The organism is Sphingobium psychrophilum (assembly GCF_012927105.1).
Lineage (GTDB): Bacteria > Pseudomonadota > Alphaproteobacteria > Sphingomonadales > Sphingomonadaceae > Sphingobium > Sphingobium psychrophilum.
Genome location: NZ_JABBFV010000022.1, coordinates 58,306 through 72,348 on the forward strand (window position 1 = coordinate 58,306; position 14,043 = coordinate 72,348).

Annotated in this window: 16 protein-coding genes, 1 tRNA gene and 1 pseudogene; 8 read left to right on the top strand and 10 right to left on the bottom strand. The window is 63.7% G+C overall.

Annotated features, from left to right (window positions below):
• Window positions 1-81 precede the first annotated feature (81 nt).
• Window positions 82-1,836 carry a putative bifunctional diguanylate cyclase/phosphodiesterase gene (locus tag HHL08_RS21065; RefSeq protein WP_169574922.1) on the top strand — a complete coding sequence of 585 codons (1,755 nt, stop codon included), beginning with the start codon at window positions 82-84 and terminating at the stop codon, window positions 1,834-1,836.
• Here the strand turns inward: HHL08_RS21065 and HHL08_RS21070 are convergent.
• Genes HHL08_RS21070 through HHL08_RS21085 form a run of 4 tightly spaced genes read right to left on the bottom strand, consistent with a single transcriptional unit; the run spans window position 1,800 to window position 4,742 of the window.
• Entirely contained in the window at window positions 1,800-3,011 is a 1,212-nt protein-coding gene (locus tag HHL08_RS21070; RefSeq protein WP_169574923.1) for a CCA tRNA nucleotidyltransferase, read from the bottom strand. The genes HHL08_RS21065 and HHL08_RS21070 overlap by 37 nt on opposite strands.
• The gene (locus HHL08_RS21075; protein ID WP_169574924.1) at window positions 2,992-3,600 is read right to left on the bottom strand and encodes a CoA pyrophosphatase; all 609 of its coding nucleotides are present in this window, start codon (window positions 3,598-3,600) and stop codon (window positions 2,992-2,994) included. The genes HHL08_RS21070 and HHL08_RS21075 overlap by 20 nt, the downstream gene beginning before the upstream one ends.
• A complete protein-coding gene (locus HHL08_RS21080) occupies window positions 3,597-4,163 on the bottom strand; it encodes a DUF1285 domain-containing protein (protein ID WP_169574925.1) in 567 nt (188 codons plus the stop codon). The genes HHL08_RS21075 and HHL08_RS21080 overlap by 4 nt, the downstream gene beginning before the upstream one ends.
• 42 nt (window positions 4,164-4,205) lie before the next feature.
• Entirely contained in the window at window positions 4,206-4,742 is a 537-nt protein-coding gene (locus HHL08_RS21085) for a GNAT family N-acetyltransferase (protein ID WP_206378022.1), read from the bottom strand.
• 111 nt (window positions 4,743-4,853) lie between these two features.
• Between HHL08_RS21085 and HHL08_RS21090 the strand changes: the two genes are divergently transcribed.
• Window positions 4,854-5,237: a dihydroneopterin aldolase gene (locus HHL08_RS21090; RefSeq protein ID WP_169574926.1), complete on the top strand. Its 384-nt coding sequence runs from the start codon at window positions 4,854-4,856 to the stop codon at window positions 5,235-5,237.
• Window positions 5,238-5,289: 52 nt separating this feature from the next.
• Here HHL08_RS21090 and HHL08_RS21095 read toward each other — a convergent pair whose 3' ends face one another.
• A complete protein-coding gene (locus tag HHL08_RS21095) occupies window positions 5,290-6,237 on the bottom strand; it encodes an isopenicillin N synthase family dioxygenase (RefSeq protein WP_169574927.1) in 948 nt (315 codons plus the stop codon).
• 104 nt (window positions 6,238-6,341) lie between these two features.
• Here HHL08_RS21095 and HHL08_RS21100 point away from each other — a divergent pair, with 104 nt between their 5' ends.
• Window positions 6,342-6,749, top strand: a complete 408-nt coding sequence (locus tag HHL08_RS21100) for an EVE domain-containing protein (protein WP_169574928.1) — start codon at window positions 6,342-6,344, stop codon at window positions 6,747-6,749.
• 153 nt (window positions 6,750-6,902) lie between these two features.
• The gene (locus HHL08_RS21105) at window positions 6,903-7,184 is read left to right on the top strand and encodes a hypothetical protein (protein WP_169574944.1); all 282 of its coding nucleotides are present in this window, start codon (window positions 6,903-6,905) and stop codon (window positions 7,182-7,184) included.
• Window positions 7,185-7,295: 111 nt separating this feature from the next.
• On the opposite strand, the gene HHL08_RS21110 is transcribed toward HHL08_RS21105, so the two are convergent.
• A complete protein-coding gene (locus HHL08_RS21110) occupies window positions 7,296-7,598 on the bottom strand; it encodes a glycine zipper 2TM domain-containing protein (protein ID WP_169574929.1) in 303 nt (100 codons plus the stop codon).
• A gap of 121 nt (window positions 7,599-7,719) precedes the next feature.
• On the opposite strand from HHL08_RS21110, the gene HHL08_RS21115 reads away from it, so the two are divergent.
• Window positions 7,720-8,160, top strand: coding sequence for a cupin domain-containing protein (locus HHL08_RS21115; RefSeq protein ID WP_169574930.1), 441 nt, complete (start codon window positions 7,720-7,722; stop codon window positions 8,158-8,160).
• 609 nt (window positions 8,161-8,769) lie between these two features.
• On the opposite strand, the gene HHL08_RS21120 is transcribed toward HHL08_RS21115, so the two are convergent.
• The 4 genes from HHL08_RS21120 to HHL08_RS21135 all read right to left on the bottom strand — a co-directional run bounded on the left by HHL08_RS21120 (window position 8,770) and on the right by HHL08_RS21135 (window position 12,247).
• A tRNA-Thr gene (locus tag HHL08_RS21120) sits at window positions 8,770-8,845 on the bottom strand.
• Window positions 8,846-8,873: 28 nt separating this feature from the next.
• Window positions 8,874-9,728 (bottom strand): hypothetical protein, encoded by an 855-nt coding sequence (locus tag HHL08_RS21125; protein WP_328804717.1) that lies wholly within the window; start codon window positions 9,726-9,728, stop codon window positions 8,874-8,876.
• On the bottom strand, window positions 9,725-11,041 hold the full coding sequence (locus tag HHL08_RS21130; RefSeq protein WP_169574932.1) for a replication-associated recombination protein A: 1,317 nt from the start codon (window positions 11,039-11,041) through the stop codon (window positions 9,725-9,727). The genes HHL08_RS21125 and HHL08_RS21130 overlap by 4 nt, the downstream gene beginning before the upstream one ends.
• Window positions 11,042-11,068: 27 nt before the next feature.
• Window positions 11,069-12,247, bottom strand: coding sequence for a glycosyltransferase family 4 protein (locus tag HHL08_RS21135; RefSeq protein ID WP_169574933.1), 1,179 nt, complete (start codon window positions 12,245-12,247; stop codon window positions 11,069-11,071).
• A gap of 188 nt (window positions 12,248-12,435) precedes the next feature.
• Here HHL08_RS21135 and HHL08_RS21140 point away from each other — a divergent pair, with 188 nt between their 5' ends.
• The 3 genes and pseudogenes from HHL08_RS21140 to HHL08_RS21150 form a co-directional block, all read left to right on the top strand.
• Window positions 12,436-12,654 (top strand): hypervirulence associated TUDOR domain-containing protein, encoded by a 219-nt coding sequence (locus tag HHL08_RS21140; RefSeq protein WP_169574934.1) that lies wholly within the window; start codon window positions 12,436-12,438, stop codon window positions 12,652-12,654.
• Between the two features lie 59 nt (window positions 12,655-12,713).
• Complete coding sequence (locus HHL08_RS21145) at window positions 12,714-13,367, top strand: MOSC domain-containing protein (RefSeq protein ID WP_169574935.1); 654 nt, start codon at window positions 12,714-12,716, stop codon at window positions 13,365-13,367.
• Between the two features lie 92 nt (window positions 13,368-13,459).
• A pseudogene (locus tag HHL08_RS21150) lies at window positions 13,460-14,043 on the top strand (hypothetical protein); the annotation flags it as partial.

The following is a 14,043-nucleotide window of genomic DNA, read 5'->3' on the forward strand; positions in this document are numbered from 1 at the left end:
CATTTCGCCTTTAGTCTAACTTCCGTCCATTCGGTCGTCAGTGTTTCCCGAAAATTTACTCCTTCTCGATACAGCGGGGGTATGGAATCGACGTCGGTGCGCAATTTGCCGGTCAAAAAGGCCAGCGCCACCCCCTTGCAGGGGGGGGATGACGCACATCTGGCGTCGGGCATCAACATGCCAGACTGGCTATCGGCCCTACCGCAGCTTGCAGCCATATTCTCATACGAAAACAATGAAATAACGCTGGTTGGCGGGAATGCGCGCTTCGCCGCCGCCTTTCAGGCACAATCCGAACGGACCGACGCCGCCGCAAAGATGGCGGCGGCCTGGCGTGACCGTGTTCTCAGCTTCATCCGGTCCGGACGCGATTCGGACAGTTTCGAATTGCGCCGCGACGGCAAGCTGGGGCCGGAATATTTCATGTGCACCATCGGCCGCCTGCCAGCGGTCGACGGGCGTCCGGAACATTATCTGTTCACCGCCACCGACCGCACCGGCGAGCGGACGATCGAAAAGAATCTCCGTCGGGAACTGCTGTCGGACGGCCTGACTGCGCTGCCCAATCGCACAGGTTTTGGCGAAGAGATTGACGATCGTCTCGCTAATTTCGCATGGCCGGACAAGGCCCAGTTCGGCATCATCGCGATTGATCTTAGCCGTTTCAGCCGGGTCAATGAATCGCTCGGCCCAATGGCGGGCGACGAATTGTTGATCACCGTCGCCAAGCGCCTGAAATCCAGCTTGCGCCAGGGCGATGTGCTGGCCCGTATCGGCGGCAATGATTTCGCTATTTTCGCTCGTCTTAACAATGGTTTGTCTGACGCTCTTCATATCGTTCAGCGGATCAAGGAGGCGCTTAGCTCGCCGATCCGATTGAGCGATCTGCAAATCCGCGTCGATTGCGCGATCGGCTGCGCCCTCTCGCTCAACCTGGACGATGATCCCGATGACGTCGTGCGCAAGGCGCAGGCCGCGGTGAAGATCGCCAAGCGCAGCGGCAAGGTGGAAATCTACCGCAATGGCGTACTCAAGGAAGCGCAGCGGCGCTTTTCGATCGAAAGCCGTCTGCGGGAGGCATTGGCCCAGGGCGGGCTGACGCTCGCTTACCAGCCGCTCATCCATCTCCAGACTGGCGAAATCACCGGCTTCGAAGCGTTGGCCCGCTGGAATGACGAGGAATTGGGCCATGTTCCCCCGGTGGAGTTCATCGCCGTGGCGGAGGAAAGCGGACTCATCACGCCGCTGGGCCGCTGGGCGGCCTATGAGGCGGCTCAGGCTCTGTCGCGCTGGGATGCAAAATTCGGCCAGCCGCTGCCCGTAGGCGTTAACGTCAACCTCTCACCGATCCAGATGGCGCGCGACGATGTCGCCTCGATGTTCGAGGAAGCCTTGCGCTATGCCGGGATCAGCGGCCATCGGCTGACGGCGGAACTCACCGAAAGCGCGATCATCGCGGACCCCGACAAGGCGCGAAAGCTGCTCGTCGCGCTCAAGGGATTGCAGATGCCGATCGCGATGGACGATTTCGGCACCGGCTTCTCCAACCTCGCGAGCCTGCACAGCCTGCCGATCGACATATTGAAGATCGACCGCAGCTTCGTGTCCACGATGCTGGAGGATCATGACAAGGCGGTGATCGTCCGAACGATCCTGTCACTCGCGGAATCACTCAATCTCAAGGTTACGGCCGAAGGGATCGAGACGCAGGCGCTTGCTCTTGCTTTGCAGCAGATGGGCTGTTGGCAGGGGCAGGGCTATCATTTCGCCAAGCCGATGCCCGAAGCGGAAGCCTTCGACTATTGGCGCGCGCGCTGGAATTTCGAGACGATCTGATCCGCGATTCCTGCGACGCGGTTCGAGTCGGGGAAATCTTCCGCCACCCATTGATCCTGAACCGCACGCAACGCCTTGGCCACATCCGGGCCGGGTGCCAGGCCGCGCGCGATCAACGCTCCGCCGCCGATCGGCAGGGCAGGCGGGGTCCATTCCCGCAACTGTTCGAGTGTCGCCAGCGGCTTGTCCGGATCGAGCAGCAGCCGATCGATTGCGCCTTCGACGCCGATCCTATGGGCGAGCGCGCGCGGACTTTCGATCCCCGCCGCCGGTTCCAGCGCTACCACCAGCCGCTTGCGCGCCTTGTTCGACAGCTTCAACCGCGCACCGACTGCATCGGCCAGTGCCACGTCGGCCGGCAACAGCGCAGCCAGCCGCCGCAACGCGGACGCACCGATCCCGGCCTCCGCCTCTCGCGCCATCAGTCGGTCGATGCGCTCGACCCCGGCCGCATCCACTTCCGGCAGCACCGGGCGCAATATGCCGCCCTCGACCATCAGCCGCAGCGCATGGACCGGCGAAGCGACACCCAGCAATTTCAGCAATTCGTCCGCTATCCGTTCGCGCGACAGCGCCATCAGGCTGTTGGCCGCGGCGACGCACGCATCATACGCACTACTGTCCAACTCGTTGTCGCCATAGCGCGCCAGGAAGCGGAAATAGCGCAATATGCGTAGATGATCTTCTGCGATCCGCGCCGACGCATCGCCGATGAAGCGCAGCCGCCGCGCCTCCAGATCCGCGATCCCGTCGAAATAGTCGCTGATCGCGCCGGTCAGCGGATCGGCATAAAGGGCGTTGATGGTGAAGTCGCGCCGCGCCGCATCCTCTTGCCAGTCGTCGGTATAGGCGATGGTCGCGCGTCGCCCGTCGGTACTGACGTCGCGTCGCAACGTGGTGATCTCTACCTGTCCGTCGGGCAGGACGGCGGTGATAGTGCCATGATCGATACCGGTCGGCACCGCCTTGATCCCCGCGCGCTTCAGCCGGGCGACGACGTCATGCGGGTCCAGCGTGGTGGCGATGTCGATATCGTTGACCGGTAGGCCGAGCAGCCCGTCGCGCACCGCGCCGCCGACGAAGCGCGCCTTGCCCTCCGCCGTATCCAGCGCGGCGAACAGGCCGTCCAGCCCAGGACGATGCCGCCATGGCGCATCAGGCAGTTTCATGGTCATGGCCCAGCCTGCGCGAAAGATTGGCGAGAATGGCGGCGGTAATCCCCCAGATGCGGCGGCCTTCCCAATATATCTCGTAATAATGCCGCTGCTTGCCTTCAAATTCGACGGCATGGCGCACCCGCCGCGCGGGGTCGAGCGCATAGGCGAGCGGCAGTTCGAACCAGTCGGCGACTTCGCTTTCCTGCGCGCGTAGCGGCAGATCCGGCGGAATGATGCCCAGCACGGGGATGATGTCGAAGCCGGTGAAGGTATGATAGCGGTCGGTCGTCCCGATCACCTGTACCTGGTCGGGCGGCAGGGCGATCTCCTCCTGCGCCTCTCGCAGCGCGCCGGCGATTTCGTCGGCGTCGCTGTCATCCACCCGGCCGCCAGGAAAGGCGATTTGCCCCGCATGTTTGCGCAGGCGCGATGATCGCTCGGTCAGGATCAGGCCCGGTTCCGGCCGGTCGGTGATCGCCACCAGCACGGCCGCGGGGGCCAGCACGATCTCGCCCTCTATCCGCGGATCGCGCATGTCGCTGGGTGCCAGATCGTCCCGCCTGTGCCCCTCGTCCAGCGCAGCGCGCAGCCGCTGCGCCAGCGTCATGCCGCGCCGTCCAGCGGGAAGAAAGCGCCCTCGCTCCACAGGCCGATCCGATCGGCGTCTTCCTCCAGCGCCAGGTTCATCAATTCATAATAGACGCTGCGCGCAACCAGCGCCTCCATCCCGCCGCGCACATGCAGATAGGGATGCGGGCCGTCCGGCGTCTCGCGCAGGATCAGCGCATGGGCTGGCCCAGCGGTCACGATATCGCCATTTTTGATTCGGAAAGCGAGCGTGCGGTCCCGGCCTTCGCCCTCGCTCTTCAGTTCGACCGCGACGAAGGGGGCATCCTCCACAGCGATGTCCAACTTCTCGACCGGCGTTACCAGCACATGGCTACCGTCCGGCTCGCGCCGCAATATGGAGGAGAAGAGGCGCACCATCGTCTCCCGGCCGATCGGCGACCCCTGGTGGAACCAGGTGCCGTCGCGCGCGATCCGCATCTCGCTGTCGCCGCAATGGTCGGGATTCCATTTCTCGACCGGCGGCAGGCGCTTTTCGGCGGCCAGCCGGGCAATGTCGGCAAGCGAGAGGGTGGACAGGTCGGGCAGGGGCTCCATGGGCATGGGGCGGAGATAGGAGCCTCTTGCCCGAAGGCAAAGGGCAAATCAGGCGGCGACGGCGATTCTGGGTCCGAGCATCCCGTTGCCGCCGATCGGACGGCCATCGACCGACAGCGCCAGCAACCGGCGCGGCTCGAACGGACCGGGCGCATCCCAGCCGGCCGTGCCGTCCGCAACGAAGCCCCAGAAGCGGCCATAATATTCAGGATCGCCGATCATCATCAGCGGCTCGCTGCTCTGTGCGCGCGCGGCGGCCACCACCGCGTCCATCATCGCCCGGCCATGGCCGCCAAATTGATGCGCCGGGTCGACTGCGACCGGACCTACCATGATGAGCGGCATCTGCCTGCCATCGGCTTGGCGCAACGCGACCGGCCAGCTTTGTAGCGATCCGATCAGCGCGCCATCGGCATCGACGGTGGCGAAGGAGAGGGCGGGCAACCACGGCATCCCCGCGCGGATGCCATAAGCGGTGCGTCCGTGCCGGTCGATGCCGAACGCCGCATCGAGCAACCGCTCGATCGCCGCATCGGGCTGGCTGTCCAGAGGGAGAATGTGAGACACGTCTTGCCGATCCGCCATCAATGGCGCATGGGGCAGCGCCGGAAGCGGGGCTTTAGCGCTCGCTTTGCAAAATGAAAGAGCAAATTGGCCTGCCCGCACGGCACGGAATGGGCCTGAAGTTGGCGAATTATGCATATTGGATTTGACGATTTTCTGACGCTGGAGGTCAACAACCTCCATGTCGACGTGCTGACCGGCATCTATTCGGAGGAGACGCATCTCCCCCAGCCGCTGCGCATCTCCATCCGCGCCCGCTTGCGAATCGCCGATCATTATGAGCCGGATACCGCGCTCAGCCAGTCCAAAAACTATATGGACCTGAAACACGCCGCCTCGACTGCGCTACCTGAAGGGGTGCATTTCACCCTGATCGAAGGGGTGGCCGACCATATCATCGACACCATCTTCCTGCAGGACGACAAGGTCAGCCATGTCGAGGTAAAGATCGTCAAGCTCGCTTTGTCCGAACGCGGCGAAGAAATCGGCATCACCCTGGGCCGCGGCCGGAAATAAGTCTCGCTGGGCAATGAAACAGCGTGCGCCCGCGCGGGAGGGAGCACGCAATTCACCCTTTCTTGATCAGCCCGATCTCGATCAGCCGCTCGGTCAAATAATCATGCGCGCTGATCGGCGGATCGCGCCGCGGATTTGCCTCGCTCACACATTGCGGCAGCGCGTCGATCATGAAGTCGGGCCGCAGGTGTAGAAAGAAGGGCATGGAATAGCGCGAATGGCCGCGCCGTTCCGGCGGCGGATTGACCACGCGATGGCTGGTCGATGGCAGCAGATGGTTGGTCAACCGTTGCAACATGTCGCCCACATTGATCGCCAGTGCGCCCGGTGGCGGCACGACCGGCAGCCAGTTGCCGCTGCGATCCTTCAACTCCAGCCCGCCTTCTTCCGCGCCTAGCAGCAGCGTGATGAGGTTGATATCCTCATGCGCGCCCGCACGGATGCCCGGTGCCTGCGCCGATACCGGCGGATAATGGAGCAGCCGCAGGATCGAATTGCCATTGTCGATCGGGCCGTCGAACCAGCGTTCGGGCAGGCAGAGATAGAGGGCGATCGCCGACAGCAATTCCGCGCCCACCCGGTCGAACTCACGATAGAGTTTGGCGAAGACGGGTTCGAACGCTGGCATGTCATCGGGCCAGATATTGGGCGGCATGGTTTCGGCCAGCGGATCGCCTTCAGGCAGGTCGCGGCCGACGTGCCAGAATTCCTTCAGGTCGTTCTCGCTCGCGCCCTTCGCGATTTCGGTGCCGAACGCGGTATAGCCGCGCTGCCCGCCATTCACCTTGGCGTTATAACGCTGCTTCACCTCTTCCGGCAGCGCAAAGAAGCGCTGCGCCAAGGTCCAGCCGTCATCGACCAGCGCTTGGTCCATGCCATGATCCTTCACCATGGCGAAGCCGAATTGCTGAAAGGATCGGCCGAACGCCTCGGCGAAATCCGCCTTGCTCATCTCCGCCATGGACAGGACAGGCACCTGATCCAGTACCGCTTGCGACACGTCTTATCTCCAAATATCGTTTGTCGGGGCCATGCCCTGCATATGGGGCGGCCCGTGCATTACGCATCCTTGATCGCGCCGGGACGCTGTTGCAAGGAGGCAAAATGAACTATTGGCTGATGAAATCGGAACCCGATGTCTTTTCCTATGACGACCTGGTCAAAAAGGCGAAGGCCGAATGGGACGGGGTGCGCAACCATGCGGCGCAAGGCCATATGAGGGCGATGCGCAAGGGCGATCGCGCGTTGTTTTACCACAGCAATATTGGGCTGGAGGCGGTCGGCATCATGACCATCGTCGAAGAAGCCGCGCCCGACAGCACAGATGACAGCGGCAAATGGATCGCGGTTCATGTCGCGCCGCATGAAAAACTCGCCAAACCGGTATCACTCAAGGCGATGAAGGGCGATTCGGCCCTCTCCGATATGGTGATGCTGCGCCAATCGCGCCTGTCTGTGGCACCACTGACCAAGGCGCAATTCGATCATATCGTTGCAATGTCAAAGGCTTGATCTGCGCGGCGTGGCGCGATTGCACATGATGCAACTGGCGCGCCATTTTTTGCGATTGTGGCTTTGCCGCGCTGCAACATAGAAGCGCCCTCAACAGAACAAGAAAAAACAAGAGGTGTTTGATCGGCATTCACAAGGAGTTTACCCATGCGAATGCTGTCGAAGTTCATTGTCACCGGCGCCCTGAGCGCCATCGTTGCCGTCGCCGCCCCTGCCCAGGCTGAAGAAGCCGGCAAGCAGCGCTTCACTCACGAAGGCTATACCTACGTGTATCAGGTGAAGGACACCAAGACCGGCAAGGTCATTTCCGGCCGTCGCTTCCCCGACGCCGTCGCGTTCAACTTGGCCGTCAAGAATGGCAAGGTTTCGGGCGTGTCGGGTGGCCAGCAGGTCGCCTTCAAGGTCGAAGACGCGCGCGGTGCCGCTACGGAATAAGCCTTCGAGCTTATCAGAATTTAGGGACGGCATCCGACGGGATGCCGTCCCTTTTTTGTTGGCTACAAAGCTGTTGGAAAGAGCCAGCCGTTTCCGGCCGGCTCTTGCGCCTCAGCGGCAGCTGCGCTTGCTGTCGATCGACTTGCCAAGTAACGCGCCACCGGCTGCGCCCAGGATCGTACCGGTCGCGCGATCGCCGCGGGTATCGATCGCGCGGCCGACCAGAGCGCCGCCCACGCCGCCGACGATCAGGCCAGTCGTGCCATTGGACTTGCGGCAATAGGTCCGGCCATCGCGACCGCGCCATTCCTTGTACCGATAATTTTTACGGGCCTGGGCACCATCGGTGGGCACCGCCATTGACATGGGAATGGCCAGCGAAAAGGCGGCCAGGGCGAGTAGGGCTTTACGCATGAGTATCTCCTCCGATAGCGTGATTTGTCGCTTCAACACGTTGACCTTGATCGAGGTTGCATGAACGTCAGGCAACAATCTAAGCGACTGTTTCTACGGCAATATAATTTGAGGTGAACAGATGCGGGCGGACGACGAGCGGGATGGGCGTGCGCTGATCGATAGGCTTGGCCTTGCCGCGCATCCCGAAGGCGGCTGGTATCGGGAGACGTGGCGGGCCGATTCTGCCCCTGGGCAGCGCGCTGGCGGCACCGCGATATTGTTCCTGTTGGAAGCGCATGAACGGTCCCATTGGCACCGTGTCGACGCCGACGAACATTGGTTCTGGCATGCCGGCGCGCCATTGATCCTGTCGATCGCCGCGCCGGGCGAGCCGGCCCGCGATCTGCTGATGGGGCCGGATATCTTGGATGGTCAGATGCCGCAAGGCTGGGTGCCGGCCCATCATTGGCAGGCATCGACGCCGCAGGGCGGATGGACGCTGGTCAGTTGCACCGTCACGCCAGGCTTTGATTTTGCGGGCTTTTCCCTCGCGCCGCCGGACTGGTCGCCGCCCGGCTGAAACTTATCCACAGCTTTGCGATCCGCGCCGTCACACATCCGTCCGATTTCGCTTGGAGCGACTCGCTGATGGTGAGACGATCCAGCTATCGAGACGGCGGAAACGGAGCGATCCATATCCAAAATCACTGAGAAATCAGGGATTTATGCCGTTTAGATAGTTCGCTTGCAGGCAAGATTCGCAAGGATGGCGCCGGGCAGACGGACGGGGTGTTTGGGACCATTGCCGGGTACGCGCGAAAGTGAACGTCGGGCATCGGAAGCAAGCAGCCTGCAACGGGAAGGCGGCCCTTGGCCTAGAACCCGAAGCAAAGCCTGTATGGCCGCCCTCGCCCGAGGACGACGCACAGGATACGCCGGGCCGATGATCGCATCCCGCAAGGGACGCGGATCGCATGACCCGACGGAAATGGGGACCGGCAGCAATGCCGGCCCCCATTTTGCGTTTGGGGGCAGCGGCGGCCGATGGTGCAATGGCACGATAGAAATGATGCGCCCGGAAGGAGCGATGTCGAACCCGTCAGGGTTCGCAAGGCCGAACGGCCGCCCGAGCTTATGCGAGGACAGCCAAGCGGGCGGATGCCCGCGCCGTCGCTTGAGGCTAAAAAGGTGGTGCCGGCTACAGGATTCGAACCCGTGGCCCCCTGATTACAAATCAGGTGCTCTACCAACTGAGCTAAGCCGGCGCGCCTTTGCGACGGCATGCCCTTACTATCAGATGACGCCAAACGTCCAGCCCTCAGTACGCGCTATCTGCGCCGTCAGCATGGCGGGCGTCCATAAGGCCGGCTCAGCCGCCGTGCGTCGCATCCATGCGGCGGTGACGATGGCGTCCGCGCCATGGTCGTCCGGCATCGCGCCATCATGCGCCGCCGATCCCAGCGCCGCCAGTGCATCGTTCAGCGCCGCGGCATCGCGCATCTTGCTGCGCCCCTTGGGCCGTCCGGCGGCGCGCGCGGCGATGCTGGTATAGATTTCCACCACGACAGACCCTGCATCAGGCAAAGGATCGAAGGGCCAGACCGGTAGCTTGCCGCGCAGATGATGCAGCATCCGCATGCCAGCAAAGCTGGCCTTGGCGACCTGCGCCGCGCCGATCGCGTCATAGACGGTCGAAGGCTTGCCCCCGCCGCCGGCATTATAAAGCGCCTCGCACACACGATTATGCATGAACGCGGCCTTCACCCCGTCGGCCTTGCCGAAATAGAAATGGCGGCGATGTGCAACCTCCAGCAGGCTGGCCGCCCCCAGATCGACATCCTCGCAAATCGTATCGACATAGGCCCAGAAAGCAGGGCCATCTTCCGGCACGGGATCGCCGGGCAGATAGCCGCCTCGGGCCACGAACGGCGGCGCAAAGCTGAAGTCGAAGCCGAACAGGGTAGGGGCCTGCCGCCCGGCATCGACCAGCCAGTCGGCGACCGCCTGCCGCGACCAGATACTGCTTGGCGCTGCCACCAACTGCGGAACGGCGTCGCCCGCCTCGCACAGCGCGACCGCAATCCCCTTGTGTCGCGCGCCCTTGGCACCCGACCAATCGATCGCGACGAACCGCGCAAACCGCGTCACCCGCCCGCTCGCTCCGCCCGCAACCGGTCCCAATGGGCGATCCGCTCGGCGATCCGCGCTTCGAACCCGCGATCGGTCGGTGCGTAGAAAGTCTGCGGCGTCATCTCCTCGGGCCAATAATTCGCTCCGGAAAAGCCCTCGCTTGCGTCATGGTCATATTGATAGCCCTTGCCGTAGCCGACCTGCTTCATCAGCTTGGTGGGGGCATTGACGATATTCATCGGCGGCATCAGCGATCCGGTGTCGCGCGCCGATTTGAACGACGCCTTCATCGCGGCATAGGCCGCGTTGGATTTTGGCGCGGTCGCGCAATAGAGGCACGCCTGCACGATCGCCAGTTCGCCTTCGGGCGATCCCAGAAAATCATAGGCGTCCTTGGCGGCCAGGCACTGGACCACCGCCTGCGGATCGGCGAGGCCGATATCCTCGGTCGCGAAGCGCACCAGCCGGCGCAACACATAAAGCGGCTCTTCCCCCGCCGTCAGCATCCGCGCCAGATAGTAGAGCGCCGCCTGCGGGTCCGATCCGCGCAGCGACTTATGCAGCGCGGAGATGAGGTTATAATGCCCCTCCCGATCCTTGTCGTACACCGCGACGCGGCGGTGGAGCAGGGCGGACAGGCCCGCCGCATCCAGCGGCTGCGGCAGGTCGATCGAATAGAGCGTCTCCACTTGGTTCAGCAAAAAACGCCCGTCGCCATCCGCGCTCGCCACCAGAGCCTCGCGCGCGGCCGCGTCGATCGGCACCGGCCGCTCGGTGAGTGCTTCAGCCCGGTCGAGGAGCTGCTCCAGCGCGGCCGCATCCAACCGCCGCAGGATCAACACCTGCGCCCGCGATAGCAACGCCGCGTTCAGCTCGAAGCTGGGATTTTCGGTCGTCGCCCCAACGAGCGTGACTGTGCCATCCTCAACGAAGGGCAGGAAGCCGTCCTGCTGCGCCCGATTGAAGCGGTGGATTTCGTCCACGAACAATAATGTCTTTTCGCCGCGCCGGGCATGGTCTTTGGCGCTTGCAAACAGCTTCTTGAGGTCAGCAACGCCGGAAAATACTGCCGATATCGGCGCAAAGCGCATCCCCACCGCATCGGCCAGCAGCCGCGCCGTCGTCGTCTTGCCGGTGCCGGGCGGCCCCCACAGGATGATCGAAGACAGCCGCCCCGCCGCCACCATCCGGCCGATCGCGCCATCCGGCCCGGTCAGATGTTCCTGCCCGACCACATCGGCCAGGGTGCGCGGACGCAGCCGGTCGGCGAGCGGGGCGGTATCCGCCGGCCCGTCACCGGGCAGGTCATCGGAAGCGAAAAGGTCGGCCATTGCTACCGATATAGGGTGTGGGACAGATTATGGAACCGGGCTGGATCGCGGCGCCAGCCCCTGGGCGCGCTGGCGGATGACGCGCAGATAGGTGTCGACCAGCGCCTGGTTGACCTGATCCCAGCCATTACGCTCCGCCCGTTGTTGCGCCGCCGCGCCAGCGGCCTGCCGCGCGCCGTCATCGATGCAATAGGCTTGCAATGCATCGGCGAAGGCACCGATCGCGCCGGGGCGGATCAGCCGCCCGGTCACGCCGTCGGTGACCAGACTCTCGCTACCCGTGGCCCGCGCTGCGACCGTGGGCAGGCCACACGCCATCGCTTCCAGCGTGACGTTGCCGAACGTCTCGGTGACCGACGGGTTGAACAGCACATCCATGCTGGCGACCGCCCGGCCCAGATCCTGCCCCTTCTGAAACCCGGTAAAAACCGCATCGGGCAGGCGGTTCTGGAACCATTCGCGCGCCGGGCCTTCGCCTACCACCAGAACCTTATGCTGCACCTGTCGCGCGGCGAGCTGGTCGATCGCGTCGGAAAAGACGTCCAGCCCCTTTTCCATCACTAGCCGGCCGATGAAGCCGATTGCAGGCGCATCGTCCGCAATGCCCAGCGACCGTCGCCAGTCCAGGTCTCGGCGGCCGGGATGGAAAATCTCCCGGTCGATGCCGCGAGTCCAGATGCCGACATCATAGTTCATCCGCTGGTCGCGCAGCAACTGCGCCATCGATTCGGACGGCGCGACGATGGCGTCGCAGCGGCGATAGAAGCGGCGCAGGATCGATTCGATCAGCGGCTCCAGAAACGCCAGCCCATAATAGCGTGGATAGGTTTCGAACCGCGTGTGCACCGACGCGACGGTCGGCAGCCCGCGCGCCCGCGCCCAGCTGAGCGCCCGATGGCCCAGCGGGTCGGGGCTCGACAGATGCACGACATTGGGCGCGAACGCCTTCAAATCGCGGCGAACCTGCGCTGACATGCGATAGGGAACGCGATATTCCGTGCGCCCCGGCACCGGAAATGACGGCGTGCTGACCAGGTCGCCGGCCGGATCGAAAGCGGGCGTCGCCGTGGTCGGCGAATAGACGCGCACCGCCGCCCCTTGCCGCAGCAAATAGGTCACGAAGCGATTGAGCGCCTGGTTCGCACCATCGCGCACATAATTATAATTGCCGCTGAACAGGGCAACGCGCAGGCCGGTAGCATCCATCGCCGCCCCTTAGACCATAACTGGCCGCCGCGAAACCGCGGACAATCGACGGAATAGCGCCGTTGCCAGATAAATTCACGGTGTTGCAAATGCCCAATGGAACCAGTCAAGTTACTGGGAATTATGCCAATTGTTCGTGAAGAAACCGGCCGGCGCGGTATGCGCCCATAAATGGAGAGGATGCCCCTATGACCGAGACTTTCCGGAAAGGATCGCGGGTCAAGTGGAACTGGGGACAGGGCGTCGGCCGGGGGCGGATTGCGGAACGGTTCGACCGGCATGTCGAGCGCACCATCGAAGGATCGCTGATCCGCCGCAACGGCTCGCCACGCGATCCCGCCTATCTCATCCGCGCTGACAGCGGCAGCGAAGTGCTGAAACTGCGGTCGGAACTGAGCAACGGTTAACGCCTCTTACCTTCAACCGGCCATCGCGCCGCGCCTGCGATCATGGCATGATGGTCGATATGACGACGCCTTTCATGACCATAGACGCGCTGCTTGTCGGCACGCCCGCGCCCTTTCGCGACGGCGATTATAGCGCCATAGCCAAGCAGCCGGTCGCCGGCCCGGTGCGCATCACCTGGGACGGTTTCGAACGCGATGCCGTCGCGGACCCCATCCATCATGGCGGCTGGGACAAGGCGATCCACCTCTACCCGCAGGATCATTATGGCTGGTGGCGGGAGCGCAAGCCCGACCAGTCGCTGCTCGATGCGCCCGGCGCATTCGGCGAAAATATCGCATCGCGCGGGATGACGGAGGCGGACATTTGCCTGGGCGATCGTTTCTCGCTCGGCAGCGCGATTGTGGAGGTGAGTCACGGCCGCCAGCCCTGCTGGAAGCTCGACCATCGCTTCGGCGCGCGCGACGTCATGGCGACCATCGTCAAGACCGCCCGCAGCGGCCTCTACTTCCGCGTCATCCGGCAGGGGGAGGCGGAATCCGGCACGCGCATGGAACTGCTCGAACGCCCCTTGGCCGAATGGAGTATCGCGCGGATATTCCGATTGCTGATCGCCGGCGGCCACAAAAGCGATCCCGGCGCGGTCCGCACGCTCGCAGACATGCCGCTGCTGGCCGAAGCCTGGCGGGAGAGGGCGCGGAAGCTGGCGGCGTAACGCGGCGACGACGACGGCGACACTCGCCGACCGCGCTCCTATGCCCCGCCATAGCGCTGGCATCGGCCGCACCGGCTCCCTATAGCTGGTCCATGGCATCGACCCCCAAGAACAAAGCATCCGCCTCTGCGCGCACGTCAGCCCATAGCAAGGTCCGGCCGGCCGGCTTCCCGACCCGCGACGAGATTGTGGACTTCATCACCAGTTCCGACCAGCCCGCCGGCAAGCGCGAGATCGCCAAGGCGTTCGGCCTCAAGGGGCAGGAAAAGATCGCGCTCAAGGCGTTGCTCAAGGATATGGCCGACGAAGGGCTGATCGATCTTGGTCCCGCCCGCGCTTTCCACAAGATGGGCGGCGTGCCGAAGGTCACGGTGCTGCGCATCATCGATGTCGATGACACGACTTTGATCGCCACCCCCGAACGGTGGGAAGCCGAAGGCCAGCCCGCCCCCCGCCTGCGCGTGCTGGAGCGCGGCAAACGCGGCGCTCTGACCATCGGCGACCGCATCCTCGCCCGCACCGAGGAAGCCGGGCGTGGCTATGTCGCCCACGTCCGCATTGCCTCACCCTTTTTGCTCCTGAGTGACAGGCCGTTGCCTCATCTAGAATGCTCCCGGCAACGGTCGGGAGGGAACGATGAGGAAGATGAGCATGGCAACGCGGAAAGAATTGATCG

What these genes read in the sequence shown, in the direction of transcription:
- HHL08_RS21065 (WP_169574922.1), top strand. Translation starts at nt 82, where the DNA reads ATGGAATCGACGTCGGTGCGCAATTTGCCGGTCAAAAAGGCCAGCGCC.
- HHL08_RS21070 (WP_169574923.1), bottom strand. Translation starts at nt 3,011, where the DNA reads ATGACCATGAAACTGCCTGATGCGCCATGGCGGCATCGTCCTGGGCTG.
- HHL08_RS21075 (WP_169574924.1), bottom strand. Translation starts at nt 3,600, where the DNA reads ATGACGCTGGCGCAGCGGCTGCGCGCTGCGCTGGACGAGGGGCACAGG.
- HHL08_RS21080 (WP_169574925.1), bottom strand. Translation starts at nt 4,163, where the DNA reads ATGCCCATGGAGCCCCTGCCCGACCTGTCCACCCTCTCGCTTGCCGAC.
- HHL08_RS21085 (WP_206378022.1), bottom strand. Translation starts at nt 4,742, where the DNA reads ATGGCGGATCGGCAAGACGTGTCTCACATTCTCCCTCTGGACAGCCAG.
- HHL08_RS21090 (WP_169574926.1), top strand. Translation starts at nt 4,854, where the DNA reads ATGCATATTGGATTTGACGATTTTCTGACGCTGGAGGTCAACAACCTC.
- HHL08_RS21100 (WP_169574928.1), top strand. Translation starts at nt 6,342, where the DNA reads ATGAACTATTGGCTGATGAAATCGGAACCCGATGTCTTTTCCTATGAC.
- HHL08_RS21105 (WP_169574944.1), top strand. Translation starts at nt 6,903, where the DNA reads ATGCTGTCGAAGTTCATTGTCACCGGCGCCCTGAGCGCCATCGTTGCC.
- HHL08_RS21110 (WP_169574929.1), bottom strand. Translation starts at nt 7,598, where the DNA reads ATGCGTAAAGCCCTACTCGCCCTGGCCGCCTTTTCGCTGGCCATTCCC.
- HHL08_RS21115 (WP_169574930.1), top strand. Translation starts at nt 7,720, where the DNA reads ATGCGGGCGGACGACGAGCGGGATGGGCGTGCGCTGATCGATAGGCTT.
- HHL08_RS21130 (WP_169574932.1), bottom strand. Translation starts at nt 11,041, where the DNA reads ATGGCCGACCTTTTCGCTTCCGATGACCTGCCCGGTGACGGGCCGGCG.
- HHL08_RS21135 (WP_169574933.1), bottom strand. Translation starts at nt 12,247, where the DNA reads ATGGATGCTACCGGCCTGCGCGTTGCCCTGTTCAGCGGCAATTATAAT.
- HHL08_RS21140 (WP_169574934.1), top strand. Translation starts at nt 12,436, where the DNA reads ATGACCGAGACTTTCCGGAAAGGATCGCGGGTCAAGTGGAACTGGGGA.
- HHL08_RS21145 (WP_169574935.1), top strand. Translation starts at nt 12,714, where the DNA reads ATGACGACGCCTTTCATGACCATAGACGCGCTGCTTGTCGGCACGCCC.